The sequence below is a fragment of the Burkholderia sp. S171 genome, assembly GCF_009766085.1.
GTDB lineage: Bacteria > Pseudomonadota > Gammaproteobacteria > Burkholderiales > Burkholderiaceae > Caballeronia.
The window spans coordinates 13,813-38,808 of record NZ_LMUF01000071.1 but is presented as its reverse complement, the minus strand read 5'-3'; the positions used below and the strand labels follow the sequence as shown (position 1 = coordinate 38,808).

The 24,996-nt window shown below is 59.3% G+C and carries 22 protein-coding genes; 13 read left to right on the top strand and 9 right to left on the bottom strand.

Features of this window, described 5'->3' with window-relative positions; all coding sequences use genetic code 11:
• The first annotated feature begins 2 nt into the window (after nucleotides 1-2).
• From GSQ93_RS36500 to GSQ93_RS38820, 5 genes are all read left to right on the top strand, one after another.
• On the top strand, nucleotides 3-971 hold the full coding sequence (locus GSQ93_RS36500) for a DUF4123 domain-containing protein (RefSeq protein WP_158941084.1): 969 nt from the start codon (nucleotides 3-5) through the stop codon (nucleotides 969-971).
• Nucleotides 972-1,041: 70 nt separating this feature from the next.
• The gene (locus GSQ93_RS36495) at nucleotides 1,042-3,849 is read left to right on the top strand and encodes a T6SS effector BTH_I2691 family protein (protein ID WP_301952116.1); all 2,808 of its coding nucleotides are present in this window, start codon (nucleotides 1,042-1,044) and stop codon (nucleotides 3,847-3,849) included.
• Complete coding sequence (locus GSQ93_RS36490) at nucleotides 3,846-4,634, top strand: putative type VI secretion system effector (RefSeq protein WP_158941082.1); 789 nt, start codon at nucleotides 3,846-3,848, stop codon at nucleotides 4,632-4,634. Before GSQ93_RS36495 ends, GSQ93_RS36490 begins: the two co-directional genes overlap by 4 nt.
• A gap of 261 nt (nucleotides 4,635-4,895) precedes the next feature.
• A complete protein-coding gene (locus GSQ93_RS36485; RefSeq protein WP_254074247.1) occupies nucleotides 4,896-5,594 on the top strand; it encodes a putative type VI secretion system effector in 699 nt (232 codons plus the stop codon).
• Between the two features lie 5 nt (nucleotides 5,595-5,599).
• Nucleotides 5,600-5,965: a toxin VasX gene (locus GSQ93_RS38820; protein WP_367889810.1), complete on the top strand. Its 366-nt coding sequence runs from the start codon at nucleotides 5,600-5,602 to the stop codon at nucleotides 5,963-5,965.
• Here the strand turns inward: GSQ93_RS38820 and GSQ93_RS36480 are convergent.
• On the bottom strand, nucleotides 5,878-6,789 hold the full coding sequence (locus GSQ93_RS36480; protein WP_158941081.1) for a LysR family transcriptional regulator: 912 nt from the start codon (nucleotides 6,787-6,789) through the stop codon (nucleotides 5,878-5,880). The two genes, GSQ93_RS38820 and GSQ93_RS36480, sit on opposite strands and share 88 nt — an antisense overlap.
• A 101-nt stretch (nucleotides 6,790-6,890) precedes the next feature.
• Between GSQ93_RS36480 and GSQ93_RS36475 the strand changes: the two genes are divergently transcribed.
• The gene (locus GSQ93_RS36475; RefSeq protein ID WP_158941080.1) at nucleotides 6,891-7,772 is read left to right on the top strand and encodes an aldo/keto reductase family oxidoreductase; all 882 of its coding nucleotides are present in this window, start codon (nucleotides 6,891-6,893) and stop codon (nucleotides 7,770-7,772) included.
• Nucleotides 7,773-7,784: 12 nt separating this feature from the next.
• On the opposite strand, the gene GSQ93_RS36470 is transcribed toward GSQ93_RS36475, so the two are convergent.
• Nucleotides 7,785-8,792, bottom strand: coding sequence for a nitrilase-related carbon-nitrogen hydrolase (locus tag GSQ93_RS36470; protein WP_158941078.1), 1,008 nt, complete (start codon nucleotides 8,790-8,792; stop codon nucleotides 7,785-7,787).
• A 101-nt stretch (nucleotides 8,793-8,893) separates the two neighbouring features.
• On the opposite strand from GSQ93_RS36470, the gene GSQ93_RS36465 reads away from it, so the two are divergent.
• Both GSQ93_RS36465 and GSQ93_RS36460 read left to right on the top strand, forming a co-directional pair.
• Complete coding sequence (locus GSQ93_RS36465; protein ID WP_158941076.1) at nucleotides 8,894-9,772, top strand: LysR family transcriptional regulator; 879 nt, start codon at nucleotides 8,894-8,896, stop codon at nucleotides 9,770-9,772.
• Between the two features lie 369 nt (nucleotides 9,773-10,141).
• Nucleotides 10,142-11,401, top strand: a complete 1,260-nt coding sequence (locus GSQ93_RS36460) for a GNAT family N-acetyltransferase (protein ID WP_158941074.1) — start codon at nucleotides 10,142-10,144, stop codon at nucleotides 11,399-11,401.
• A 156-nt stretch (nucleotides 11,402-11,557) separates the two neighbouring features.
• On the opposite strand, the gene GSQ93_RS36455 is transcribed toward GSQ93_RS36460, so the two are convergent.
• The 3 genes from GSQ93_RS36455 to GSQ93_RS36445 form a co-directional block, all read right to left on the bottom strand.
• Nucleotides 11,558-12,721: a GNAT family N-acetyltransferase gene (locus tag GSQ93_RS36455; protein ID WP_158941072.1), complete on the bottom strand. Its 1,164-nt coding sequence runs from the start codon at nucleotides 12,719-12,721 to the stop codon at nucleotides 11,558-11,560.
• Nucleotides 12,722-13,153: 432 nt separating this feature from the next.
• A complete protein-coding gene (locus GSQ93_RS36450) occupies nucleotides 13,154-13,504 on the bottom strand; it encodes a DoxX family protein (protein WP_254074246.1) in 351 nt (116 codons plus the stop codon).
• Complete coding sequence (locus tag GSQ93_RS36445) at nucleotides 13,501-14,412, bottom strand: NAD-dependent epimerase/dehydratase family protein (RefSeq protein ID WP_254074245.1); 912 nt, start codon at nucleotides 14,410-14,412, stop codon at nucleotides 13,501-13,503. Before GSQ93_RS36445 ends, GSQ93_RS36450 begins: the two co-directional genes overlap by 4 nt.
• A 140-nt stretch (nucleotides 14,413-14,552) precedes the next feature.
• Here GSQ93_RS36445 and GSQ93_RS36440 point away from each other — a divergent pair, with 140 nt between their 5' ends.
• From GSQ93_RS36440 to GSQ93_RS36420, 5 genes are all read left to right on the top strand, one after another.
• Nucleotides 14,553-15,158, top strand: coding sequence for a TetR/AcrR family transcriptional regulator (locus tag GSQ93_RS36440; protein ID WP_158941068.1), 606 nt, complete (start codon nucleotides 14,553-14,555; stop codon nucleotides 15,156-15,158).
• A gap of 15 nt (nucleotides 15,159-15,173) precedes the next feature.
• Nucleotides 15,174-15,746 (top strand): hypothetical protein, encoded by a 573-nt coding sequence (locus GSQ93_RS36435; protein WP_158941066.1) that lies wholly within the window; start codon nucleotides 15,174-15,176, stop codon nucleotides 15,744-15,746.
• 310 nt (nucleotides 15,747-16,056) lie between these two features.
• Nucleotides 16,057-17,214 (top strand): DNA polymerase IV, encoded by a 1,158-nt coding sequence (dinB, locus tag GSQ93_RS36430; RefSeq protein ID WP_158941064.1) that lies wholly within the window; start codon nucleotides 16,057-16,059, stop codon nucleotides 17,212-17,214.
• Between the two features lie 37 nt (nucleotides 17,215-17,251).
• On the top strand, nucleotides 17,252-17,848 hold the full coding sequence (locus GSQ93_RS36425) for an alpha-ketoglutarate-dependent dioxygenase AlkB (RefSeq protein WP_158941062.1): 597 nt from the start codon (nucleotides 17,252-17,254) through the stop codon (nucleotides 17,846-17,848).
• 166 nt (nucleotides 17,849-18,014) lie between these two features.
• Nucleotides 18,015-18,647 (top strand): VC0807 family protein, encoded by a 633-nt coding sequence (locus GSQ93_RS36420; RefSeq protein WP_158941060.1) that lies wholly within the window; start codon nucleotides 18,015-18,017, stop codon nucleotides 18,645-18,647.
• A 150-nt stretch (nucleotides 18,648-18,797) separates the two neighbouring features.
• On the opposite strand, the gene GSQ93_RS36415 is transcribed toward GSQ93_RS36420, so the two are convergent.
• The 4 genes from GSQ93_RS36415 to GSQ93_RS36400 all read right to left on the bottom strand — a co-directional run bounded on the left by GSQ93_RS36415 (nucleotide 18,798) and on the right by GSQ93_RS36400 (nucleotide 24,857).
• Nucleotides 18,798-20,549: a methyl-accepting chemotaxis protein gene (locus tag GSQ93_RS36415; protein ID WP_158941058.1), complete on the bottom strand. Its 1,752-nt coding sequence runs from the start codon at nucleotides 20,547-20,549 to the stop codon at nucleotides 18,798-18,800.
• Between the two features lie 205 nt (nucleotides 20,550-20,754).
• Entirely contained in the window at nucleotides 20,755-22,296 is a 1,542-nt protein-coding gene (locus GSQ93_RS36410) for an efflux transporter outer membrane subunit (RefSeq protein WP_158941056.1), read from the bottom strand.
• Nucleotides 22,293-23,369, bottom strand: a complete 1,077-nt coding sequence (locus tag GSQ93_RS36405; protein ID WP_158941054.1) for an HlyD family secretion protein — start codon at nucleotides 23,367-23,369, stop codon at nucleotides 22,293-22,295. Before GSQ93_RS36405 ends, GSQ93_RS36410 begins: the two co-directional genes overlap by 4 nt.
• 15 nt (nucleotides 23,370-23,384) lie before the next feature.
• Complete coding sequence (locus GSQ93_RS36400) at nucleotides 23,385-24,857, bottom strand: MFS transporter (protein WP_254074249.1); 1,473 nt, start codon at nucleotides 24,855-24,857, stop codon at nucleotides 23,385-23,387.
• Nucleotides 24,858-24,996: the final 139 nt, after the last annotated feature.

Below are 24,996 nucleotides of genomic sequence, written 5' to 3'. Positions count from 1 at the left end.
CCATGGAACAACACCTGCCCAACATTTCAAACAACGCCGCGGCCTATCCCGTCACCGTGCGCCAAGACGCCACCAGTAAGATAGCGGCCCAATTGCGATCCGGTGTCGAATCAAACAAGGCTGCTCGCTGCCTGCTCGTCGTTGACCCGAGTCGTCGGGCGTTGATGGATCGCCCGGACATTGGCGTGTTTTTCAGCCGGCAAACACCTGTGCTCATTCCTATTCAGCATGAAGCGTTTCCGCTAGCGCATCGCCCGTTCTTAATAGAACTTGATCTTTCGGACAAAGATGGCGTCGCGCTTCTGACCGAAAGTATCCGCATTGCGTTTGAAGATCGCGAACCGGATTTGATTGCACGTGGTCACGGCCAACGTATTGGGGGGTGGCTAATAAGTGAGGCGTCTGCCGAAGACGTGGCGGCCCACTTGTCGCGGAATGCTTTGCTCACTGATGAGCACGGCAGCGCCTGTTTGCTCCGCTTCTACGATACCCGCGCATTGGCCCTGTTATGGCCTGTCTTGACCGTGTCCCAACAAAAAACCTTATTGGGACCCTCTGTTGCGTGGCATGCGCTCAACGCTTGCGCGTCGCAGTGCGTCTACACGTGTAACGCCATCCCACAGGTGAGCCTCGGACTTACCCACGAGCAATGGAAAAGCATTCGCCGTCATAGCGTGATCAACAAAGCGCTAGGGCGGCAGATGCATGAGATCGAGCGTCAGCCCCGCCCCGACGAAGTGGAAACTGCGCAAGCAAGCGCTGAACGTGCCGAGCAGCACGGCCTGTTTGATGATGACGACAAGGTGGCGTTCATCCGGCACGCGTTGTCGTGGCATCCGAACTTCGACGCTCACGCGAGCGTACGCCGTGCCCTCTCGCAAGTCTCAACCGGGTCTTTTTATGCCGCAGCCGTTAGCGAATTGACGTCCGCAGAGATTGACGAGATCCGGTCAGGGGCGGAAGGGGCATAGCGACTTTCGGAACAAACAGCGGCGATGCCATTCCACGTATTCACCAAATATCAGAAATAGGCAAGTAATTATGTCCACTCCCCTGCCACACGCACCAACGCCAAAGTTATCAGCCGCCCCAACGAAATGCGCGAACTGCGAAAAAGCGGGCTTACCGATTCTGCCGGTGCGCTACACGGTGGTACCCAGGATGGTTTCAGCGAGCATGCCTGAAGGCATCGGCGGCGAAGGCGTGAGCGAGATCGCGCTGACTCAGCACAGCTACGGACTGCGCACGCTGCGCGCGGGCTGGGTTTATCTTTTCTACGTCAAGGGCGCACGCGGTAACGCGTACTGGGAAGCGTACGAGGTGACGGAAGACGGACGGCTATGGAAGCAGTCGATGCCCCTGCCCGCCGTAGCGGTCACGCATCCGGCGTGTGTCCAGAAGGATCGTGCGTTGCCCATGGACATCATCGCCATTGAGCAGCCACACAAGTGCACCGAGGTCTACATCGCGTTTTCCGAGCATAAGTGGCTTGACGATACCTTCAAACGTTACGCAGCGGACGCGGCGTTGCGCAAACAACGGATGCAGCGCATTGAGCCTGCCAAATGGATCGGATCGGCAAAATGCACAAGCGGTCATGCGACAAAAGCGACGGCGAAAAGCATCGACAAGGTCGTTGAATACATGCCGGGGCTGAACCCCGAATGGCTCCAGCCCTCCGCTCAACAACTGAGCGCAGCTAACGGCGCGTTCGCACCGGCGCTGCTGAGTGCGGAAACAACGCGGTATTCGCTGCACGTGCGTCAGGCCACCCCCGACTCAGCCAGTACGGCGCTGGTGGATCTGATGAACGGTATTGGTCGAGTGACGCCGTCTAAAAGCCATCCGCCGATGCTGCTCGCCTTGTGGGACGGTATCGGCAACGTGCACGAGTTGAATGGCTTTCGCAACGACGCTAATGGTCGGCTTGTTCAGTACTACAACGAACGCGGGTTTGAGATCGACGCGATACAGGCGATCGACGCCGCGCAAATTGTAATCAGGCAAGGCGCAGTGGCATTTAAAAGCAAGTTGTGCTCAGGCTTTCAGGCAGGATTGGAGGCGATGATACAAACGCCGCCCAATAGTGGCTATGGTGTCACTCTGCCCAGATCGTTGTTGTCCGAGGAGATGGCCGATTCGCAGCAGCGCATCAAGGACGCAGGGAAAATTAGCGCGTCTGAGGCTCAGGCAATTGGCGAAGCCGCGTGGCCAAAATATGACGTCAAACTTAATCACCACAAGCTCAATGCGTTCCGCGATTCGCTCGACAAGGTGCAAGGCACGGTGCGCCGACTGCAGGCGCAGCGCACGCCCGACATAGCGGCGTGGCTGGGCGCTGCGGTGTTTCTGCATACGCTTTCGGACTACGACGAACATCAGCTTAGCGACGGTATCGCGTTTGAGAAGGTCATCGCCGAGGGACTGTTCGGACTGGGTTCTGAAAGTGAAGGTGCGGACCTCCTGGACAAACTGGTGGCCCGGATCAAGCCCACTTTGCCCGATCACTTGTTCTGGCGCGCGATCGCGTTAAACCAGGCGGAGCCGAGGCGCGAGTTGGAAAAGGCGCTGGCCGCAGCGCAGGCGCACAAGCAGACGCCGCTTGAGGTGGCGGGTGACGGCGCGAGCCAGCTTGTCGGAATCCTTGAGCAGTTCAAGACATTCACGGCGATGTACGAGAAGTTCAATGGTCTGGCGCATCAGGCTCAGCCAACCAACGCGCGCGAGAAAGCGGTTCAGGACAGTGGCGTGGACAAGCTCATGTCCAGTGCCGGGGCGGCCGTATTCAAGTGGCTGCACGTCGACCAGTTGGGTGACTTTGTTGGCGAGAAGGTGGTTCACGGCCTGTGCCTCGTGCGTGCTGGTATTCCTCAGGCCGATATGAAAAGCCTGCTTGCCGCACAGGCGAAGATCGATGGACCTTTGCGTGTGACGCTGATGAGCCGCTGGCGGCAACTCAGGGCGATCGGCATTCCGGCGGATGCTGCGTTCATGCAGTCGGCGCAAGAATTGGCAGCGACTGAAGGGTCGAAGACGATGCGCGCGAAGTGGGCGAGCGTGATGTCGGGAAAGGGCTCGGTCGAAGTGCACACGGGCATGCGTATCGCGACGGTCGTGCTGCTGATCGAGGCGGCGAGCTTTGCAAAGCTGCTGGCGAAGTCGGACAAGACGAGTAGCGAGTACGCAGCGTTGATGGCGTCGGGGTTGTCGGTGGTGGGCGCGACGTTGCAGTTAGCGTTGCCACTTAAAAGCATCTTTGGCGAGGCGAGCCAGAGTGCGGGTGTGCTTAAGGCGCTGGGGGGATTTGCAGGGGCGGGAGCGGCTTGTATTGGAGCGATGACGGATGGACTGAGTGCGCGGGACGCTGGGCGACAAGGACACCATTTCGAAGCTTCGCTTTATGCAATGAAGGGCTTCATTGGGCTCACCAGCACGGGTGCCAATCTTTTCATAGCAGTGAGCTCGTCAGCGCCCTTGATCCAGCGTCTGGCCGGTCGAAAAGGTTATGTGATGTTCCTTGAGAAAGTCGCAACAGGCATTAGTGACGCCGCAGCCCGGCAAGCGGCTATCGCTGCAGGCGAAGTCGTAGTCGAGGTGGTGGGAGAACGCGCCGCCATGATGGCCTTCGGGCGAGCCGTGCTGTTTCTCGCCGGCTGGGAAGTGATGGTCGCTGTCACGGTAATTCAAGGGTTGATCTGGTACCTCTCTGACGACGAACTTCAAACGTGGTTTGAAAAATGCGCGTTCGGGATTGCCCAGCCTAAACCGCTGTGGACGGAAAAACAGCAAAGCGAGGCTTTCGCGAAGGCACTTCAAGCCGTCGGTTTAAGTACACAGGGGCGACAATGAGCACGGCAACACTAGGCGCGTCCACGCTCCTGAGCGGAACCATCGAGAATTATCGAAAAAGGCGCGAGTTAAAGGATTTTGCATACACCGCTGCAGACCGCAAAGCCACAGGTATAGCCGTGATTTTGGCGGCGCTGGCAGGTCAAGGTGGTGCTGCGGTGGCAGGCCTAAGCGCAATGAACATTCGTGAAGAAGCTGACTTTGTTGAGTTCGAACTTAATGGGGAGCCCGTTAAAGGATGGCTCACATTTTCTCCTTTCAAGGAAGGAGACCATGTCGAAATATTGGCTGTGCGCGAAGAAAGCGCTTTGAATGTGTTGGGCATCGTGAGAGATGACTGCGTGGTGGCTTTGCATCCACGTTGTAGTCGCGGGAGATACGCTCATTTCAAGGCATCCGCCCGTTGGTGGTTGATAATCTTCTCTCTAATTTTGATGAGTGGTTCGGTACTTATGGCGCTTACGATCGCTGCCATTGATGGTCTACGTGCGGTCTTGGACCCTTTGTTTTGGACGATCTATATAGGCGGCGGCGGCGGATTATTTTTATTACTCAGCAGCTTAATCGCCATCAATCAATCGCGCAAATTCATGCCCGCCGTCCGCTTGGCCGAAAGCATCTTTACGTGCTTCGGTTGGAAGAACGTAAGGAGTATCGATCTACCCGCGATCACCAAAAAATATAAGGAACCTGGAGAAGGCCTTGAAGTGGGCATGTTGTACTTCCGATGCGGAAAAGACTCGCTCGATGAACGGCTCAGTAACACCTTGCCGGTTGGGAAGTGATGATTGCTGTCACATTAATTCAAGGGTTGATCTGGTACTTCTTCGACGACGATCTTCAAGGGTGGTTTGAAAAATGCGCGTTCGGGATTGCCCCGCCTAAACCGCTGTGGACGGAAAAACAGTAAAACGAGGCTTTTGCAAAAGCCCTTGAGAACGTCGGTTTAAGTACACAGAGGCAGCAATGAACATCGCACCGCCGGGAACTACATCCCTCTTGCGTGGGACGATCAGTGGTTACCGCAAAAAAGACAGGTAAAGGACTTGTTGATTACACCGGCAGACCGCAGAGCTACGGGTGCCGCTGCGATATTGGCAGCACTCGCAGGTCAAGGCGGAGCCGCCGTTGCCGGGCTGAATGCAATGAATATTCGGGAAGAGGCTGACTTTGTTGAGTTCGAACTTAACGGGGAGCCTGTCGAAGGTTGGCTAACGTTCGCACCGTTCAAGAATGGTGACGAAGTAACTGTAGTTGCCAGTCGAGAGAACGGCGGGTGGCACGCTTTCGGCGTTATGAGATCGGATTATGTGACTGCGTTGCACCCCTGTTGCAGTCGTGGACGATACGCCCACTTCAAGGCGACAGTCAAATGGTGGTTAATTATTAGCTCGGTTTTGATGACGGCCTGTCTTGGTTTATTTGTGATCGTAGGCACTTTTTCCGAAAATCTCCACTTGATGATTGAGTCAAGGTTTTTGATACCTTTTGCAGGTGGAAACATCTTGTTTTTGGCGATCAGCGGCCTGATCGCCATCAACCGTTCGCGCAAATTCATGCCCGCCGTTCGCTTGGCCGAGAGCATCTTCGCGGGCTTCGGTTGGAAGAACGTAAAGAACATCGATCTACCCGCAATCACTAAAAAATATAAGCTCCCCGGTGAAGGCCTTGAGGTAGGCATGCTGTATTTCCGATGCGGAAAAGACTCCCCTGATGAACGCCTCACTGGCCCATCGAGAATCTGAAGGCCATGCCGGAACTGACTCAATTCGGGAACAGCGCGAAAGCGAGCTTACCTATTCTGCCGGTGCGCTATGCGGTGTTGCCCAAGAGGGTTTCGGTGAGCATGCATGAAGGCGTCGGCAGCGAAGGCGTGACTCAGATCGGGCTGACTCAGCATAACTACGGACTGCATACGCTGCGCGTTGGCTGTCTCTATCTTTTCTACGTCAAGGGCGCCCGCGGGAACCTTGTCGTCGCGGTGACTTCATCGGGTCCATTGATTCAGCGGTTGGCAGGTCACAAAGGTTACGTGCTTTTCCCTGAGAAATTACCCACCTTCACGAAATCGATAAAAACCCGCAACGGCGCGGGCAAGTGCCGACGCCCCGGATAGTAAAGAAATGGCCCGGAAAAGCTCGGCCACCAAGGTTCAAGAATCGGCTCCAACGCGCCGCTGTCCAGATACGGGCGCAGCATCCCCTCGAACAGGTGAATCACGCCCACGCCGGCCACAGCCGTGCTGATTGCCAGATCCATTGCCGCACCGGGCCGGACCAGGAGCGGCCCCGTAGGATCCAGCCGCACCACCTCCCCGTCCCGCTCGAAATCCCACGTAGGCTTCGCACCGCCGGCAAACTGGCCGCGCAAGCACGCATGCGAAAGCAGCTCGCGGGGGTGCTCGGGTCTGCCGTGCGTATCGAGATACTCCGGTGCCGCAGCCGTCGCGAAACGCTGCACGCGTGGCCCGATCGGAATGGCGATCATGTCCTGCTCGAGCCGCTCGTCATAACGAATGCCCGCGTCGCAGCCGATCGACAGCACATCGACGAAACCATCTTCCACCACGACTTCCACGTGGATGTCGGGATAAGCCTTCAGGAACGCCGCGATGACACTTGGCAACACGATCCGCGCGGTGCTCGACGGCACGTTGAGTTTCAGCGTACCGCTGGGCTTGTCCCTGAAGCCGTTCAGGACATCCAGCGCGGCCTCCATCTCGTTGAACAACGGCGCGAGCTTTTCGATGAGACGCAGCCCTGGTTCCGTCGGAGCCACGCTGCGAGTGGTCCGGTTGAGCAGACGCAGGCCGAGTTTCGCCTCAAGGCGGCGCACGGCGATGCTCAGGCTCGAGGCAGAAACGCCACTGATCCGGGCTGCATCGCGAAAACCGCCGGCGCGAGCGACTGAAACGAACGCGGCGAGATCATTTAATTCCATGGTCACTGTTCACATTTTTAAACAACCCGTGCAATTTAGATCGGATTATCTAACAACGCAATCGCCTCCATACTGGCGCCACATTCACCAAGGAGCACGTCATGCCGAATTCCACCCCCGTAACTACGTTTGAATTTGCCGGTCGTCCGGTGCGTCGTTTGGGCTATGGCGCCATGCAACTGGCCGGACCCGGCGTGTTCGGACCGCCGAAGGATCATGACGCAGCGATTGCCGTTCTGCGCGAAGCGGTGGCGTCGGGCGTCAATCACATCGATACAAGCGACTTCTACGGGCCGCACATCACCAACCAGATCATTCGCGAAGCGCTGCATCCGTACCAGGATGATCTCGTGATCGTCACCAAGCTTGGCGCCATCCGCGGTGCCGACGGCGCGTGGCTGCCGGCGATGGAACCGGAAGACCTCCGGCGCGGCGTCCACGACAACCTGCGCAATCTCAGCCTCGACACGCTTGACGTGGTCAATGTGCGGATCATGGGGAACATACACGCGCCCGCAGAAGGATCGATCGAAAAGCAGGTCACAGCGCTTGCCGAACTGCAGCGCGAGGGGCTTGTCCGCCACATTGGACTGAGCAACGTGACCGCGGCCCAGATCGCCGAGGCGCAGGGCATTGCGAAGATTGTCTGCGTTCAGAACCACTTCAACCTCGTTCATCGGGAAGATGACACGCTGGTCGACGAACTGGCGAGCCAGGGCATTGCCTACGTGCCGTTCTTCCCGCTTGGCGGATTCACGCCGATTCAATCGTCCGTACTGTCTACGGTTGCCCAAGCGGTCGGCGCGACACCGATGCAGGTGGCGCTTGCCTGGCTCCTGCATCGCTCGCCCAACATTCTGCTGATTCCGGGCACGTCATCGGTTACGCATCTGAAGGAAAATCTGCAGGCGGGACAGTTGAATTTATCAGATGCGGTGCTCGCTGAACTGGACGCGATTGGCCAAGCGAATGGGGAACACTGAACGCGTGAGACGCTAGGTCTGGCGGGCCCGGCTGACCTGAGCGAAGCTCAGCGCGATTGCGCCTCTTGATGCGGTGCCGCTGCGCTCCGTAAAAGAATTGCCGCGGGAAAGCATTGAGCGAACGAGCGGCCCGTTACTGTCAGAGCGACGGGCCGTCAAGCATTGTTGGCCGACACTCCCCGCTATCAGGCTCGCGTCCACTTCTGCGGAAACCATCGCGCCGGATGAGGAACCATGTTCGGCCAGCACTCGCCCCAAAGGGTCGATGATCATGCCGCCTTGATTGCTGCCCCACTCCGACCCATTGCTAAAGACAACGAACATTCCGTTATCGGATGCTCGCGCGATCAACGACCGCCGCAACCAGTCCGCTGCACCGGCGCTTTCTGCGGCGACTGTGCCAGGAACGGTGCGCGGCCGAGTTCGTTGCGCTGGAGAAAGCCGCTGTAACGCAGCATTCCCATCGCTGTCTGAACCATATGTCCGATGCGGTGCAACGAGCAATGTCGCGCCCATCATCGCCGTCATGCGAACGTTCTCGACCAGATAATTATCTGCGCCAATCAGAATGCCGATACGGACGCCCCATTTTGTATCGAGGACGGTGTACTGATCGCCAGATTCGATACCCGGGTGTTCGACCATAAGCAGTTTTCGATGGCAACAACGCACACCGCCCGGCATGCAAATTACATAGCTGTTGAACAACCTCCCATCTGGCGCACGCTCGATAAATCCCACGCCCGCCGCCACGCCGGTGCGTTCCACGGCATTGGCGACCGCATCGATCGAGCGCCCCTCTAGCGGCTCGGCGAGCGTTACAAGGTCGCGGCGGCGAAGGTTCAGGGTATCGCCGTATCCGGCCAGGCTCGCCTCGGGGAAAACGACCAACGAGATTTCTTTGCGCGCAGCATCCGCAAGCAACGCTGACGTGTTCGCGACGTTATCCGATGCATTCCCGCGCTGTGAGATGAGCGGGACCGTCGCAACCTTGAATGGGGGAGACGAGGATAGAGACATATCGTTTACCACCTGACTGAACAGTTCATGAAGAGTCCATTGGACCGCCGGGTATTCAATAAGTAAAATGAATCATTCGACACATTCAATTACTTCATGGAATGGAACTCAAACTTTTACGCGCCTTTCTGACCGTGACCGAACTCCACCATTTCGGCCGCGCCGCCGAAGCGCTTAATGTCACTCAACCCGCCCTCAGCAAGCAGGTTGCGGCGTTGGAAGACACATTGGGTGCGCGGCTTTTTGAACGCGGCAGGCATGGCGCCGAACTGACTTCTTTCGGCGCCGAGTTTCTTTCAGGCGCGCAAACGCTGGTACGTGATGCGGATGAACTCGTCGCACGGGCGCGCGAAGCCAGCAGTGGAAAACGTGGATATCTGCGCGTAGGTCTCGGGCTCACGACCTTGACCTTGGCGCCGCAACTGATCGCGGAATTTCGACGGCTGAATCCGAACGTCAGCGTGTCGCTCAATGACCTTTCTTCTGCCGAGCAAACCCGCCGGCTTCTTGCGGGGAAGCTTGACGTCGGGTTCCTCCGCATGCCGGCCGATAGCGGGTTAGCGTGTGTGCCGTTGCTCAGTGAGACATTGGCGCTGGCCGTGCCTCACCACGCAAAATGGAAGCGTCTGCCGTCTGACCTGAATGATCTCAACGAACTTGGCTTGATCGCGCTCGCGCGCAGCAGTGGGCCCGGACTGGCAGCACAGATAGATCATTGGTGTCGTGAGCATGATTTCGTGCCCCGGGTGATTCAGCAGACCGACGATATTCAATCAGTTCTTGCGGCTGTCGCTGCAGGCGTCGGTGCTGCATTTTTACCGTCCAGGGCAAAGTATCTTTTGCGGGACGCTAGAGTGCTGCCCTTGCGCGATGCAGCCGCCCGTTGGCAAGTCGGGCTCGCGTGGCAGGCGACGCGTGATAACGCGGTGGTTACGCGTTTCATCGAGTTCGTGCGGGCGGCGAAGATACCGGCTTCGTGAATTATCGGGCGCAAACCACCGCTTGAGCCAGAAGGACATCCGGGCTATTCGGATTCACCCGCAGCACGGCATGCAGTTCGCTATCTGCTCGACGGTATCCAGGATGCCGACCACGCCGATACGGCCCATCGACGCACGACCATTGATCGTGGAGTTCGATACTTCGTGGACTGCGCTACTGAGTTGATGCCGGCATCAGCCGACCGCCCTGCAAGGTGTGTTGACCACCGCACCGACGCTACCTGTCTCAAGCCTCAAAGTTTGGCAAACCGCGAATCCGGACCCGCTATCCCGCACGCCGAAGCGCGTCGGGCAATGCCGCGAGGACAGCGGCGAGACGGCCCAAATAAAACCAGCCTGAGCACTGCCATGCAGCGATCTGAAGACAACGTGAGCAACCAGCAATCCGGCCTCGATATCATCACTGACCCCGACGCTTTCCTCGCGCTTCGAGACGAATGGAATGCGCTCTGGTCAAAAGCCGATGGACGCCATCACCAGGCTTTCGCCATCTGTTGGCAGGGCTGGAATCAGGTGGCAAAGACGCGCGGCCGCCGGCTGCATTGCATCGTGTACAGGGAGAACGGTGAACTCGTGCTCGTCTGGCCGCTTGTGAGCCACCGGCGGTTCGCCTGCACCGTCCTCGAACCGCTTACGCCCGGTACCGCCGAACACACGAGCATCCTCACGGCCAATGGCTCAAGCGCAGCGCTCGATGCAGCCTGGCGAGCCGCGACCCGGCATTGCCGCGCCGATATCTTCTCTATTCCGTATGTTGCAAAGGACGCCGGCCTGTACGACCTCGCCTCGCGACACGCGGGCCTCGTCGAAGCGAGGCAGGATATCTCCGCGACGGCGTTACTGCGCAAGGAGCCGGACTGGACGGCTTACTGCAACACGCTAGGTACGTTGTCGAAGAAGAAGCCTGGCGCGCGTGAGAGGCGTTTCGAAAAGGAAGGCGTTTTGGAAATCCGTACCCTCGAAGCTGGGGATACGCACGCGCACGCCCAATGGGTGGACTGGATGCTCGCGCGTAAGCGCGAATGGGCAGAACGCGCTGAAAAGGACGGGCCCTGGCTGTATTCGCAGGGTTATCGAGACTTTCTGCTCAGTCTCCTCGACGGTACGCAGACGCAGCCGATGGCGATAGTCTTCGTGATGACACTCGACGGCATGCCGGTCGCCGCATACATCATGGGCTTTGGGCGGACGTGCGTGAACGGCTTGGTCGGGGGCTACGACGCCAAATTTTCCAGGTTCGCCCCCGGGTCGATCATGATGGAGCGCTGCGTCAAGTGGGCATGGGAAAATGGGATGGATCTCGACTTCGGCGTCGGCACAGAAGATTTCAAGGCGTACTGGAGCCGGGGCAATGTACTGCCGAACACCAGCTTTCAGATTGCTACCACGCAGCGGGGGAGACTGGCGTTTTACGCCAAGCGTCTCGCGAAAAAGCTGGTCGATATGCGCGCGGCGAGAGCAAGCGCCAGCGCCGGCAAAGCCGCTGACAAAGCGACTGACAAAGCCGCCGACAACGCTGCGGCGGCCGCTCAGACAGCTCATGCAGATATCGCTGACAAGCGGCCATCTCTCGCCATGGCGCAAGCGCCGGAACTCGGCGAAGCCTGAAGCAGAGAAGCGCACCGCAAAAGCCTGTCTTTCTCGACGGGCGCAAGCCCGGATACATCGCAGAGCACAAGCGGCGCGGCACCTGGGAATAACAAACACAAACGCCGGCAAGGCTGCTCCTAAGTCCGCGCGTCAAACTCCCTCACCCACATCCCCTCACATAGTCGACAAGAACCATCCAGGTTTCTTCGGTAGGACCAGGCGTCGTGCAGCCTTGGCCATCGACCAGACGGGTTTGTGCCGCTCGACTACGAGTCTCGGCTTAAGCGTCGGATTGAAGCCACTCAGAAAGCGGTAGGTATTCGCGTTGGGGATACCGTCGAAATCGAAGGTGAGTTCCCGCTTCATCGCATCCTGGATCGCGGCCCAGATCAGCACGCTGATCGCGCCGCCATGAGCGCTCGGACTGCGGGAGGACAGAAGGTAGTACGCCGCGTGCGAGTCGAAGGTCACGCCAATCGCCGCTACGAGAACACCGTTCGCGTCGTAGGCGCCAAGCAGATACCCCGCGCCCCGCTCGACGAACGCGCTGACGAGCCGCTGCATCAACTCCGTGCCGTAGATGTTCGAGCGGTGGCGTACTGCGAGATTGGATTCGTAGAACCGGTTGAATTCGGCAGGTGACTCGATTGGTGCAACCCTCAGAAATTTCTGCGCGGTGCGGATCAGGTTGCGGGTCTTGCCGTTCAATCCCTTCCACAGTTGCTCCACGTCGCGTTCCGGAGCGAACTGCAGCGTATAACGCGTCGATACGGTAAAACCGTTGAGCCCGAACGCGAGGGCATCTTCCACGCGCGGATCGAAGATTTGATAAAAGCTGTCGACTTCCGGAATCTGCGCGATGAGCTGCGTGGTGATGTCAATGCGATCAAGCATCGTGTGCGCGGGATCGCCTGCGAAAGGTTTGAGGACGGGTCCAAGTGTGCGCGTGAGCGGCGGCATCTGCGACGTGCGCCACAGTCCCTTGCGCCCGAGCGAGTACGGCATCTCGCCGACGATCTCGTTACCCCGCCGCACAGTCGCCGCGCGCCAGTTGCCGTCGGTCGCGAGGTCGAGCCACCACGCTTCATGAAAGACCGACTGAGCCGGAAGCGGCAGGCTTGTCCGGATGGCGCCGTTGCCCGGATAAACCTGCGGCGCCGCGACACGCGCGCCACGCAGCGCGTTGCCGCGCGTAGTCTCAACATCGACTTGCGCTGCGACCCGTGCGGTGCCAGTAGGGGGAAACACACTCTTGAACGGCGATCGCGTGTTGTCGGGACCGTCGCTTGGTGTTAGTGAGGCGAAGGCGGAGTCAAACGACGAGTCGTGGTTTTGCATGCCCTCTCCGGAGCCTGTCATTGACGCGCCCGCAGCGGCGTCAAGCGTTGTAAAAGCTGTCTCGCCTGGCTCCCGCTTACCGCTATTGCAGCGCGGGTTCGATGCAGGGACGTCCGCCCTGATCGTATCGACAGAACCCTTTACCCCAGTCGACGGACGGCCCCGTTGCAATGCAGGTTTATAGGTAGCGCAAACGACCTGATTCATAGAATGATGCGAGTGGTTTAGGTTTCATATCGGCAGTCATCCCTGTGCAGCGCCGACATGCGGCGCAAATCACCGTGGCTAACGCGCACTTTATTGTCTGCTTACCGAACACTACCTGCGTCAGCGCAACTTTAATGTTCGCGCACACACGTTCTCGACAAAGCGCCACCCAGCGCAAGCACGCGGTTCATATCCCGGGCTCACTCGCCTGCTGGCGAGCAAGCCTCAAGCGTGGACCGCCACCGTCACCGCAACGAGAGCCGAGAAGATCAGCGCCGGGGCGAGATGCTGGAACGGCTCCCGATTTCTTAGCAATGTGAAGAGCGCGCCAATCATGATCGCACCGGCCAGCGTCAGGCCTAACACTCTGGTTGGTGGTCCAAGAAGAAGTGCTGCACTGAGCAACTCGAGAACACCACAGAGCAACCGAAACCATGCCGGATAACCCCAGCGTGCGAAGTCGCGCTTCACCGCGCCGAGTCCTGCGAGATTGACCACCCCGGCAACCGCGAAGAGAACCGCTACGATCATCGCGAGAATCGATTCGAAGGATCCAGTGTTTAACGCCATCGTCATGCTCCGCTGCCTGGCTCATCGTGCTTCTGCACAGAGAGGTCCGCAATCAGGCCGGGGCCGTGGGGTTCCCATGCAAGGACTCGCCGGGCATGCTGGCCGCTTACCGTCTGGTCGAGCGCCAGTGCATCGGCAAACGGCCCAAGCGACTGGCGAGCATCGTCGAGCGGCCACAATTCGACGCGCTCCGCACCGACCGAGGCCCGAATCGCTTCACCCATTTCGGCAACGGCAACGGCTTCTTCCGCGACCACGTTGAAGATCTGTCCCGCGACCTGATCGTCCCCACTTGCTGCCTGCTCCACCGCGCTCAGGTAGGCCGTGGCGAGGTCATCGACGTGAACGGCCGGCCAGTGATTGCGACCACCGCCGACGACCCTCACACTGCCGGTCTGACGGGCCATGCCGGCATGCATGCCGAAGACACCGCCGCCGTAGCCGTGCACCATTGCCGGCCTGAGGATCACTGCGGCAATCGAGCGGCGTGCTGCCAGCGCCAGCACCTGTTGCTCCACTGCGGGCCGCCACGCGACGAGTGGTGTGGAGTTCAGCGCCGATGCTTCAGTCGCGGGCTCGCCCTCCGTATTGCCGTAGACCCAGGTGCCCGACGTATAGACAAACGCCGCGCCCGGATGCAGATGTGAAAGCATCGCTACAGCCGCAGCCTCGTCAACAGCAGCGGCAGAAGCATCGTTGGTCGATGCCATGTGCACCACGCCATCAGCGGCGCCGGCAGTCGCAGCGAAAGACTGCGGCTCGCGCAGGTCGCCGGGATGCAGCGTCACACCGAGACGTGCCAGCGCGCTCGCGGCCGGCGAACTCTCCTCGCGCACCAGCGCCGTCACCTGATGGCCGAGGCTGATTGCCTTGCGCGCGACCGCTTGCCCGATAAAGCCAGTACCACCTGTCATGAACAGTTTCAAAGCATTCTCCAAGGATGGGTTGCGAAGTCGAATAGTCATACAAACGAGACTCATCGGTCTCGTTTGACGCAATCTAAACGAGACTGACCAGTCTTGTCAACTACTCAACGATCTGTTATTTATCTTGCATGGATACTTCTTCTCTCCCCGACCTGAGCCCGCTGCAACGCCGTAAGCGGTCCGCCATCCTCGACGGCGCGAAAACTGTTTTTTTAAGCCAGGGTTTCGGCTTGGCAACAATGGACGATGTCGCCGCGGCCGCTGGCGTCGGCAAGCAGACGGTCTATCGGCACTTCAAGTCGAAGGAGGCGCTCTTCGTGGGTCTGGTCAGCGAGATGTGCGCTCAAGTGGGCGTCTTGCTCGCCGGAGCCCAGGGCGAGCAAACCGATGGCGCACCCGAAGCCGAGTTGCGCGAGTTGGGATGGATGCTGGCACGAAGCCTTATTACGCCGGATTATCTGCGGCTTTATCGGGCCATCGTTGCTGAGGCCGAGCGGTTTCCGGAACTGGGCCAAGTGTTTTACGAGAACGGCGCAAAGGTCGTGCGTGCCTTCGCCGCACAAATTCTGCGAAAGCGATTTAACAAATCGACGGCTGCATTGCGGGCAGCGACATTCGTTCAGCTGGTGCTTGGCGATGCGTATCTGGAACTGTCAATTGGCTTCACGGTGCCCAATGTTGAAGCCCGCTTTGCGCTGCAGATTGATGAGGCGGTGGCGGCCGCACTTCGCTAAGGAGCGCCGCGTAAGATGGGGGGCGCCCGTCTTGCCAATGAATTCGTCGGTGCCTGCGTAGGCGTGGCCGCGGGTTTTCTTCTCTGGCCGCCGAAGGAGAGTAACGCGCTGAATGCCGCGATCTCAGCCGCGATTTCGGCCAACATGGCATTCGCGTCCGCCGTCCTTCGGATGGCTGGAGGATCAACCGACTCCCTCGATCGCCTCCAACGCGAAGCCGGTCTGGCCAGCTCACGGCTTGAAGTTGCGAGAGAACGTATGCTTTTGGAGGGCCAGCGGCGATCTGCGCGGCTCGAACAATTGCGGAACTTGACCGTCGCGGTGCGGGTGGTTTGCGGCGCCGCCGCGGTGATCGAAGTCCTTCGGAGCGGGGAACCCGACGCATATGACCGGGAGCGTGCCAATCGCTACGATGAGATGACCGCCAGACTGCTGAGAGCCCTGACGACGAAGGAAACGATGCAAACGATTCCGTCTTTTGAAACGCCAGCGTCGGCGGATGACCTCGAACAGGCGATCCAGCATCTCGTGACGGCATTTGATAGTTACGTGGGAACCGTATCAGAACGCAGGCGAGCCTCTGTTTGACCGCGACCTTGCGTCGGCGAATTCCCGCGTCTTCGCGGCCGTATCCTTTCAAGCGAAATGACGCCAAGTCCAATATATTCAGTCCTGTTTAATCTGGCGCGTGATCGAATTTATTGGCAAGTCTTTGATTTCTAATGACCACCCGTCCGACCAATTCTCCTCACCTGCCGTATTGCGCCCGGCACTTTTGATGTAAAATACTGTACATCCATACAGCTATTCGGGTCATGTCGGATCTCAGCAAAAATATCGGCACATCCGCTTCTTGCGCATCAATCGCGTTGAGCCGCTTGCGTGCTGGAGCGCAGCGGTGACAACCACGCGGCACATTGCGCATCTAGACATGGACGCTTTTTATGCGTCCGTTGAACTGCTGCGCTATCCGGAACTGCGCGGCCAGCCGGTCGTGATCGGCGGCGGCAGGAACGCTACGCCCGAAACACTGGCTGACGGCACCCGGCGTTTTAAACGGCTGCGCGATTACGCGGGCCGCGGCGTTGTTACCACCTCGACCTACGAGGCGCGCGCGCTCGGCGTGTTTTCCGCCATGGGCATGATGAAAGCAGCGCAGCTCGCGCCCGACGCCATCCTGCTGCCCACCGACTTCGATTCGTACCGGCACTACTCGCGCCTCTTCAAGGAGGCGGTGGCCACGTTCACCACGCAAATCGAGAATCGGGGTATCGATGAAATCTATATCGACCTGACGGACCTGCCGGGCGACCCCGCCGAGACCGCCGCACGCATCAAGCAGGCCGTACGCGACGCGACCGCCCTGTCGTGTTCCATCAGCGTCGCGCCGAACAAGCTGCTGGCGAAGATCGGCTCGGAACTGGATAAACCCGACGGCCTGACCATCCTCACCCCCGCCGACATACCGTTGCGAATCTGGCCACTGCCCGTACGCAAGGTGAACGGCATCGGGCCGAAGGCGAATGAAAAACTGGCGGCTATCGGCATTGAGACCGTCGGTGATCTGGCGCGCGCGGACCCGGAGATACTGCAGGCCCGCTTTGGCCGGACTTACTCGGCATGGCTCCTGGAAGTGGCGCAGGGGTTTGACGAACGGCCCGTGGTGGTCAGCTCCGAGCCTAAGTCGATGAGCCGCGAAACCACCTTCGAGCGCGACCTGCATGCACGCCACGATCGCGCAGAACTCTCGGCAACGTTCACCGACCTGTGTACGCGCGTAGCCGACGACCTGCGTCGCAAGGGGTACGAAGGTCGCACGGTCGGCATCAAGCTGCGCTACAACGACTTCAGCACGGTCACGCGGGACCTGACGGTCCCGTTTCCAACGGCCGATGCAACAGAGATCCGGCGCGCCGCGACCGAGTGCCTGAAACGCGTGCCGCTGGACCGGCGGCTGCGTTTGCTCGGCGTACGCGTGACGGCGTTGCTACCGGCGGGGTCAGAGGTCGCAGAGCCGCAATCGGTTCAGGGTGAATTGCCGTTCGCGGCAGATTAATTAGCCGAATCCAGGAAAAACCAGGAAAGGAATTGTCGTGCTTCAAAGCGATCTGTTCGATGCCGTGCCGCTCGACCTTGTGGAAGACGCCGAAAGCGGGATTCGTTACCTGCCCGACGTGGTCACGCAAGAGACTGCGCACGCGTGGTTTGAGCAGGCGCTTGGCCAAGTGACGTGGGGCAATCAGCGTCGCCTGATGTACGAACGCGAGGTCGACGTGCCCAGGCTGATGGCGCATTTCTCGCTGGACGCACCAGACTTGCCGGAGCCTCTGATGGAGGCTGCAATCCAAGTGCGCGCGATTGCCGGCGCACAGTTCAACAGCGTCGGCTTGAATCTGTATCGCGACGGCAACGACAGCGTTGCGCCCCATAACGACAAGACGCAAGGGCTGGTGCAGAAAGCGCCCTTAGCAATTTTGTCGCTGGGTGCGACCCGACGCATGACAATCCGCGCGAAGTCGGGCAAGGGCCGCACGCTCAATGTGGACCTGCATGCGGGCAGTGTGATCATGATGAGCTACGCATCGCAGTTTACGCACAATCACGGCATACCGAAGATGAGCGGCGTTGACGGGCCACGCATCAGCCTTGCGTTTCGATGCTTTGATGCGGCAGCGCTTAAGCAGCGCTAGGAATTCAGCCGTACTCGTTGTTTCAACATCAAAAGAAGTGCGCCAAAGTTTTCGAGCGGTCTTATCATTTCATTGATGACCGCCATTATGTTTGTGGCGCGGGTGTGTTTGTTCACACCGCGCCGGCACCTCGGCAGCGCCGAACTTCGTCACTCAGGCAATTCGTATGAACAACCGGGCCCGATATTTATCCGCGATCTGCATCAACGTGCTCTTCCCGTGGCTCGCCTATCACCTTGCGTATCCGCAGTGGGGCCACCTTGGCGCACTGGCCGCCTCGACGCTGCCGCTAATAGCCTGGATGACCTGGGATCTTTTACGCTTGCGCCACTTTGATGCGCTAAGCGCAATCGTGCTGGTCGGCACGTTATTCTCACTGGCGGTTTCGTCCTATATCGACAACGCGCGTACGCGCCTTTTTGAAGAGCCCGTCATCTCGGGTTTGATCGGCATCGCGTTTTTGATTTCACTCGCTTTTCCACGGCCGCTCGTGTTTTATCTCGGGCGGTCGACTGTTTCCCGCGAGCAGGACGGAGGAACGGCTCAGTTCGAGCAATGGTGGCGCGACAACCCTGACCTCGTGGCGGTCATTCGAAAGATGACACTGGTGTGGGGACTGGGTCTGACGGTGGAGAATGCCGTGCGATTGCTGCTGAATATCGAGTGGGGAGATGCTGCGTGGATCGCCAACGTTTCTACTACTCTTCGATACGCGACGTATGGCGGCTTGACGCTATGGACCTTCCTCGAAAGAAGGCGCATGAAACGAATGAGTCCGTCGCCATTGCCCGCGAAGTAAGCGTGATGCGGGATTGCAAAGTGGCGATAAAAAGCTCGGATCTTGCATCCGAATGCCTTGGCGGATCGAATCGCGAACCTGTCGCGGTCGGGAGGCGCGAACATCGAACGCCTCCCTGAGACCGCAGGCCCAATCAAATCAAGCCGCTAGTTAAAACGCCTCCCAATCCGCAGCGCCGGCCAATGCAACGGGCTTGGACTTCTCTTTGATCAGCGCCGGTGTCTTGAGCCGGGGAGCCGCTGCAACCGCTGCAACCGGACTCGAACTCACGGCAATCGCGCGTGCCTTCGGCACCGCCGACGCACGATGCGCCGCCCCTCGCGCTGGTTTCACGCTGAGCGCCGTCTTGCCGCTTTCCAGACCCCTGTCGTCCAACTGGAACACCGAAACAGCTGCCTTCAAAGCACCCGCCTGATCCTCCAGCGATTGCGCCGCGGCTGCGGCTTCTTCCACAAGCGCCGCATTTTGCTGAGTCACTTCATCCATTTGCGTGACCGCGCGCGCCACTTGATCAATGCCGCTGCTCTGCTCTTCGGACGCCGCCGCGATCTCGCCCATGATGTCCGTCACACGCTGCACCGCGCCGATGATTTCGGACATCGTGCGCCCCGCATCGCCCACCAGCGTCGTGCCCGTCTGCACACGCGAGACCGACGTGTTGATCAACTCCTTGATCTCCTTCGCTGCCGCTGACGACCGTTGCGCGAGACTGCGAACCTCTGCCGCCACGACCGCAAAACCTCGACCTTGCTCGCCGGCACGCGCCGCTTCCACCGCTGCGTTCAGCGCCAGGATGTTGGTCTGGAACGCGATGCCTTCGATGATCGTAATGATGTCCGCGATCTTCGTTGAACTCTGGTTGATGTCGCCCATGGTGGTGACCACTTGCGAAACAACCGTGCTGCCCTTGTTCGCAATGTCCGACGCGCTGGCGGCCAACGAGCTTGCCTGACGCGCGTTCTCCGCATTCTGCTTCACGGTCCCGGTCAACTCGTCCATGCTCGATGCCGTTTCCTGCAACGCCGACGCCTGCTCTTCCGTGCGCGACGACAAATCGATATTACCCGCCGCAATCTGCTTGGTCGCCGAGGCGATCGATTCACTGCCCGAGCGCACCGTGCGTACCGTGCTCACAAGGCTCGCCTGCATCTTGGCGAGGCCCGACAGCAGTTGCCCCATCTCGTCGCGCGAGGTGACGATCAACTCGCGGCGCAGGTCGCCGGCGGCGATTGCATCGAATTGCGCAAGCGCTTCTTCAAGCGGACGCCCGATCGAACGACGCAGCGAAAGCCAGGAGAACAGGGCTGCCGCGAGGCCGACCAGAATGGCAGCAATGCTAATAAAGCGGAAGTCGCCGAATGATTCCTGCGAGTTGTCGTAGTCGCTCTTGGCTGAGTCGAATTGATACTTGCGAAGCGCTTCGCCGAACGCAGCCAGCTGGTTGAACGCAACCTGCATGGATTCAGCAGACGCGACAATCTTGTCTGCGTCGTTCGCCCTGATATTGGCGTATCCGTCATCCATCAGCTTCTGGAGTTCAAGGCGCTTGGCCTGGAAGTCATCGGCTAGTTTGCGTTCGCCCGGACCCTGGGGCAGCGCAGCGTAGGTTGCCCACTCCTTGTCCGCGCGGGTGCGCATCAAAGCACCGCGTCCAATGGCTGTTTCCGCAGCGGCGGGCTTGCCAACCAGCAAAGCCGCGCGATCGAAGCTGAGCCGCTCACGGGCGGTAAACATTTCGGCGTTGCCGGCCGCGACAGCGCTAGGCATCTGGTTCATGAAAAGCCCGCGAGTCGTGTCGTTACCGCGGCTCATTCCCCACAGCCCCAGCCCGCCGATCACGATCAGCAACAAACCCAGAAGCGCCATGGCAATGCCCAGGCGGCCTTTAATCGTCGAAAACATGTTCGTCTCACTTTTATATCTCACATCGATATTCAAGCGGTAGCGCGCATCGATGACTGCGAACGCAACCGAAGCCGACGGCGTCATTCGGCCCATACCCTTTAACGGCAAACTCAGACGTCACTTGAGTGAATGCCGTCACTCTCTCTGGCTTACATTTAAATAACAATCGAAATGTATGCGCGTCTGCCGCCCCGTGGGTGCGTTAGCGCGAGACGTATCGGTTGTCGTAAGTCGATTGCCAGCCGCCGCCGAGCGCCTTGCACAGGGTGATGAGATTGGCGTCCGCAGTCGCCTTGCTTTGTTCAAGGTTGCTTTGCCCCTCGAGCAATTGCTTCTGCACGTTCAGCACGTCAAGATAATCAAGTGCTCCAGCCTTGTAGCGCTGCTGCGCTACCGAGAGTGCGCGCTGGTTCAGGGCAACCACCTCCGTCAGCCGATCGCGGCGGCGCTGCTCGGCATCGTAGACAACAAGTGCATCGTCCACCTCGCGCCAAGCATTGAGTACCGTGTGTTTGTAGACGATCGCAGCCTCCTGTTGCTGGGCCTCACGCAGGTTCAGCGTCCCCTTGAGGCGCCCGCCCTCGAAGATCGGCATGGTAATGGAGGGTCCGACAACAAACTGTCCCGACGCCCAGTTGGCGAGACTCGAAAGTTGAAGCGTCTGGAAACCTGCGCTGCCATTAAGTGAAATACGCGGATAGAAATCGGCTTTTGCCATGCCGATCGACGCCGTGGCCGCATGCAGTTGCGCTTCCGCTCGCCTGATATCGGGTCTGCGTTGCACCAATTCCGACGGAAAGCCGATGGGAACTTGACCAGGCAATTCGGGCACGTCATGCGCCTCGACGAGCGTTTGTTGAAGCGCGCCCGGTTCTTCCGCGAGCAATACGCCTATGGCGTTGATCGTGGTTTCGCATCGCGATTCAAGCGTAGGAATCAGGCTTTCGATTGACTCCGCCTGTGCGGAAGCGTTGGCCACGTCCAGATCCGTCGTCACGCCTTCATGCACCCTTATTTGCGTGAGCTTCGTGGTATTGCGCGCCAGCTCAAGGTTTTGTTTCGCGATCCTCAGCAATGACTGTGTGTCGCGCAACTCGATATAGTCTCGCGCGAGTTCTGCGCGTGCCGACAACAAGACTGCGTTTCGGTCTTCGTAGGAAGCGTCCGCCAACGCGGATGCGGCTTCGACACCGCGGCGATTGCGGCCCCAGATGTCGAGTTCCCACGATGCATCGAAACCGGCTTGATAGAGGTTGTAAGCCGGTGAGCCCTTGGAACCCGGCAACGGCGCCACGCCAAGCGGCGAGGCACCCGAAGCGGATTGCGATTGCGTTTCGGTCGGACTCACCCCGAGCAGCGACAGAATACCGTTCGGACTTCCGCGCTCGCGGTCATACGACGCAGCGCCGTCGAGCGTCGGATATTGCGCCGCACCCGCCACGCGCTGTTCGGCCCGGCTCTGCCGAAGGCGCGCCGATGCTGCCGCTACGTCAAGGTTCGCATCGGCCAGTTGCTGTTCGAGTGCGTTCAACGTGGGATCGTTAAACAGTGTCCACCAGTCTGAATTAAAACCGGCTTCGACGGCCTTGCTGGGTGCTTGCGCAGCTTGGGTCCGCTCGAAAACTTGCGGCGGCGTGGAGGTTGTTGGAGATTCGAAATTCGGCCCCACGGTGCAACCCGCTATCACAAGGCACGCCAGTATCTCCAACACTAACGCGCTGAAGGAAAAGTCGTTCGTATTCATTTTTCATCTCCCCTTTCAACTGACGTAGCGCCATGCCGGCCGACGGCAACTTCCGTTTCCACAGACAGCCCCACGCTCAATGCAGACGCTGCCTCCTGACCGCGGTCAATGGCGATCTTGACCGGTACGCGTTGGACGACCTTCGTGAAGTTGCCCGTCGCGTTGTCGGGTGCGATGGGCGCGAAGCTCACGCCGGTTGCAGGGGCGAGGCTATCGACACGGCCGTGAATCACAACGCCAGGAAAGCTGTCGACCTTGATCCGCACGCTTTCGCCAGGCCGCATGTCGGTGATCTGGTTTTCTTGGAAGTTGGCGACGACATAGGCTTCGGAAAGCGGCACGATCGCAAGAACCGGCGCACCGGGCGTGATGAATGCACCAACCCGAGCAGAGCGCCGGCCGACCTTGCCATCGATTGGCGCGTGTATCTCCGTGTAGGACACGTTGAGCTTCGCTTGCTCAAGCGCCGCCTCGGCGCGTGCGAGCGCGCCAGCGGCCTTATCGCGTTGTGTCCGCAGTACGTCCAGGTTCTGCTCGGTCGACGCCATGGCAGCCCTATCGTGGGCCTGCTGTGCGAGTTGCTCGGCAAGCGTGCTCGAGGCGTGCTGCTGCTCCTGAGCCGTTCCTGCGCCGGCATCCGAGAGGTTCTGATACCGCGAGGCGTTGGCTCGCGCAAACTCGATAGACGCATCGTCGGACTTGAGTGTCGCGCGAGTCTGCTCGACGAGCGACGGCTGCCGTGCGATCTCCGCGTCGTAGTTTGCAACCGATGCCTTTGCCGCAGCCACGTCCGCTTCTGCGCTCATTAGTGCGGCCTTGAAGTCACGGTCATCAATACGCACCAGTAATTGCCCGGCTTTCACTGATTGATTGTCGTCGACAAAAACGTCGGATATCTGGCCGGCAATACGCGGCGCCACGAGGGTGAAATCGGCCTCTACGTATGCGTCGTTTGTGGATTCGGTATTCGAGTGGATTAACAGGCTTGAGCAAGCCCATGCGCCAACGCCGACTGCGACAACCAGAGCGGCAATACGAATAATCTTGAGGGGAGATCGGGCAATGGATGACATGATAGATATCGTCCCTTAATGCGAAGAGGGGGGCGTGGCGCACCACGGTGGATAAATACGCACGGGTAACACGGGCACCAGGAAAAGAACGGCGATGGCAACTCCCGCCATGACGCGATAAAGATCCGCCGATGTCAGCACCACTGCCTGCTCGTGGAGCCGGTGTGCAAGTTCGCCAAGACCATGAGCCGCGTCGATGCTTTGGCTCGTCACAAGCGCGTGATTGCCCAAGTGGTCCACGAGCACGTTCGAATGAAGATGTTCGCGATCTGTACCCAACCCTTCGATAAGACCCGTCGCCAAAGCTGCGGAAAACGTTTTAAGCGAGTTGAACATCGCTGAAGCAAATGGACCGTCGGTGGGCGCCAAGCCCGTCGTTACGCCCATCAGGATTCCCAGGATCACCATCGGTTGCGCAACGATTTGCAGGGATTGAAGCCAGTAGAAATTGTTGCGGATCCACTCGGACGTAATGAAACTCCCCATCAGGCACGTGGTGGTCATGAGACCCAATCCAATTGCCATGACCCACCGGTGGTCAACCCGCTTCAGATTCAGGACGGCAGCCGTCAAAGGAAGCGTGATCAATAGCGGGATGGCCACCAGCAACGACAACGGCGCAGTCTGCAGTGGCCTGTAGGCGTGAACCTTGGCCAGATATTGGCCGGGTATTGCAGCCACGCCCACTAGCAGTATTACCGCGCCGACCAGCGTCATTAGTCCATGCGTGAAGTTTCTGCGCGACAGCAATTGCAGCTTGAAAAAAGGCAGCGGGTGATACCACTCGTTGACGAGGAATGTCGCGAACAGCAACCCGCCCCCCACGAACATCACGCGGATAAAATCGGAATTGAGCCAGTCAAGACGATCTCCTTGCAGAAGGCCGGTCACGAGCATGGCGACGGCTGGGAACCCCGTCAGAAACCCGGTCCAGTTGAATGCTTTGAGCCGTTCAAGTTTCAGCGGATCGGGAGGCAGCCCTTGCTGGATCCCCACGCAGCACGCGATACCCAGCGGCACGATTTGCCAGAAGGCCATTTGCCAGCCGACATACTCGGTCCACAATGCGGCAAGCGGTGTGCCGAGCGCCGGTCCAAAGGTTGCCGTGAGCGCGTACCCTGCAAGGCCGTACAGCTTCACCTTGGGCGGAAGATAGCGCAGCGCCACGATGATCAACATCGGCGGAAGGCATCCACCCGCAATCCCCTGCAAGACGCGCAACACATACAGCGTAAGCAGGTTCGGCGCGAAGGGGCAAAGGATGCCGAAGAGCATTGTCGCGATCACGGCGCCGATCGTGAATCGCTTGAGCGTGAAGGTGATCCCGAACCACGGGGCGAACACCATCGTAGCCACATTCGCCGCTTCGAACAGAGCGGTCAGCCAGGTTCCATCGTCATGGCCGATCGAGAACGCGCCCTGAATGTCCGCCATCGACACAGCAGTGACCTGTTCGTTGAGAATGGCCAATAGCGACGCGAGCAGCATTCCAACGAGGCCGACGGCAAGACGGAGCGAAAGCGCGGATTGTGTCGGCACTGGAACGACTTCGGACGACTCTGCGACGGTCGGCGTTGCCGTTTCAGTTGCTGAATAGTTTCCTGTAGCCATAGGACTCCCTTGTTTC

Excerpts from the sequence above, each read along its gene's own strand:
- GSQ93_RS36455 (WP_158941072.1), bottom strand. The coding sequence starts at position 12,721 with ATGCAAAACCACGACTCGTCGTTTGACTCCGCCTTCGCCTCACTAACA.
- GSQ93_RS36480 (WP_158941081.1), bottom strand. The coding sequence starts at position 6,789 with ATGGAATTAAATGATCTCGCCGCGTTCGTTTCAGTCGCTCGCGCCGGC.
- GSQ93_RS36410 (WP_158941056.1), bottom strand. The coding sequence starts at position 22,296 with ATGAATACGAACGACTTTTCCTTCAGCGCGTTAGTGTTGGAGATACTG.
- GSQ93_RS36445 (WP_254074245.1), bottom strand. The coding sequence starts at position 14,412 with ATGACAGGTGGTACTGGCTTTATCGGGCAAGCGGTCGCGCGCAAGGCA.
- GSQ93_RS36400 (WP_254074249.1), bottom strand. The coding sequence starts at position 24,857 with ATGCTGCTCGCGTCGCTATTGGCCATTCTCAACGAACAGGTCACTGCT.
- GSQ93_RS36460 (WP_158941074.1), top strand. The coding sequence starts at position 10,142 with ATGCAGCGATCTGAAGACAACGTGAGCAACCAGCAATCCGGCCTCGAT.
- GSQ93_RS36435 (WP_158941066.1), top strand. The coding sequence starts at position 15,174 with ATGGGGGGCGCCCGTCTTGCCAATGAATTCGTCGGTGCCTGCGTAGGC.
- GSQ93_RS36405 (WP_158941054.1), bottom strand. The coding sequence starts at position 23,369 with ATGTCATCCATTGCCCGATCTCCCCTCAAGATTATTCGTATTGCCGCT.
- GSQ93_RS36490 (WP_158941082.1), top strand. The coding sequence starts at position 3,846 with ATGAGCACGGCAACACTAGGCGCGTCCACGCTCCTGAGCGGAACCATC.
- GSQ93_RS36450 (WP_254074246.1), bottom strand. The coding sequence starts at position 13,504 with ATGACGATGGCGTTAAACACTGGATCCTTCGAATCGATTCTCGCGATG.
- GSQ93_RS36420 (WP_158941060.1), top strand. The coding sequence starts at position 18,015 with ATGAACAACCGGGCCCGATATTTATCCGCGATCTGCATCAACGTGCTC.
- GSQ93_RS38820 (WP_367889810.1), top strand. The coding sequence starts at position 5,600 with ATGCCGGAACTGACTCAATTCGGGAACAGCGCGAAAGCGAGCTTACCT.
- GSQ93_RS36475 (WP_158941080.1), top strand. The coding sequence starts at position 6,891 with ATGCCGAATTCCACCCCCGTAACTACGTTTGAATTTGCCGGTCGTCCG.
- GSQ93_RS36465 (WP_158941076.1), top strand. The coding sequence starts at position 8,894 with ATGGAACTCAAACTTTTACGCGCCTTTCTGACCGTGACCGAACTCCAC.
- GSQ93_RS36495 (WP_301952116.1), top strand. The coding sequence starts at position 1,042 with ATGTCCACTCCCCTGCCACACGCACCAACGCCAAAGTTATCAGCCGCC.
- GSQ93_RS36415 (WP_158941058.1), bottom strand. The coding sequence starts at position 20,549 with ATGTTTTCGACGATTAAAGGCCGCCTGGGCATTGCCATGGCGCTTCTG.
- GSQ93_RS36500 (WP_158941084.1), top strand. The coding sequence starts at position 3 with ATGGAACAACACCTGCCCAACATTTCAAACAACGCCGCGGCCTATCCC.
- GSQ93_RS36440 (WP_158941068.1), top strand. The coding sequence starts at position 14,553 with ATGGATACTTCTTCTCTCCCCGACCTGAGCCCGCTGCAACGCCGTAAG.
- GSQ93_RS36470 (WP_158941078.1), bottom strand. The coding sequence starts at position 8,792 with ATGTCTCTATCCTCGTCTCCCCCATTCAAGGTTGCGACGGTCCCGCTC.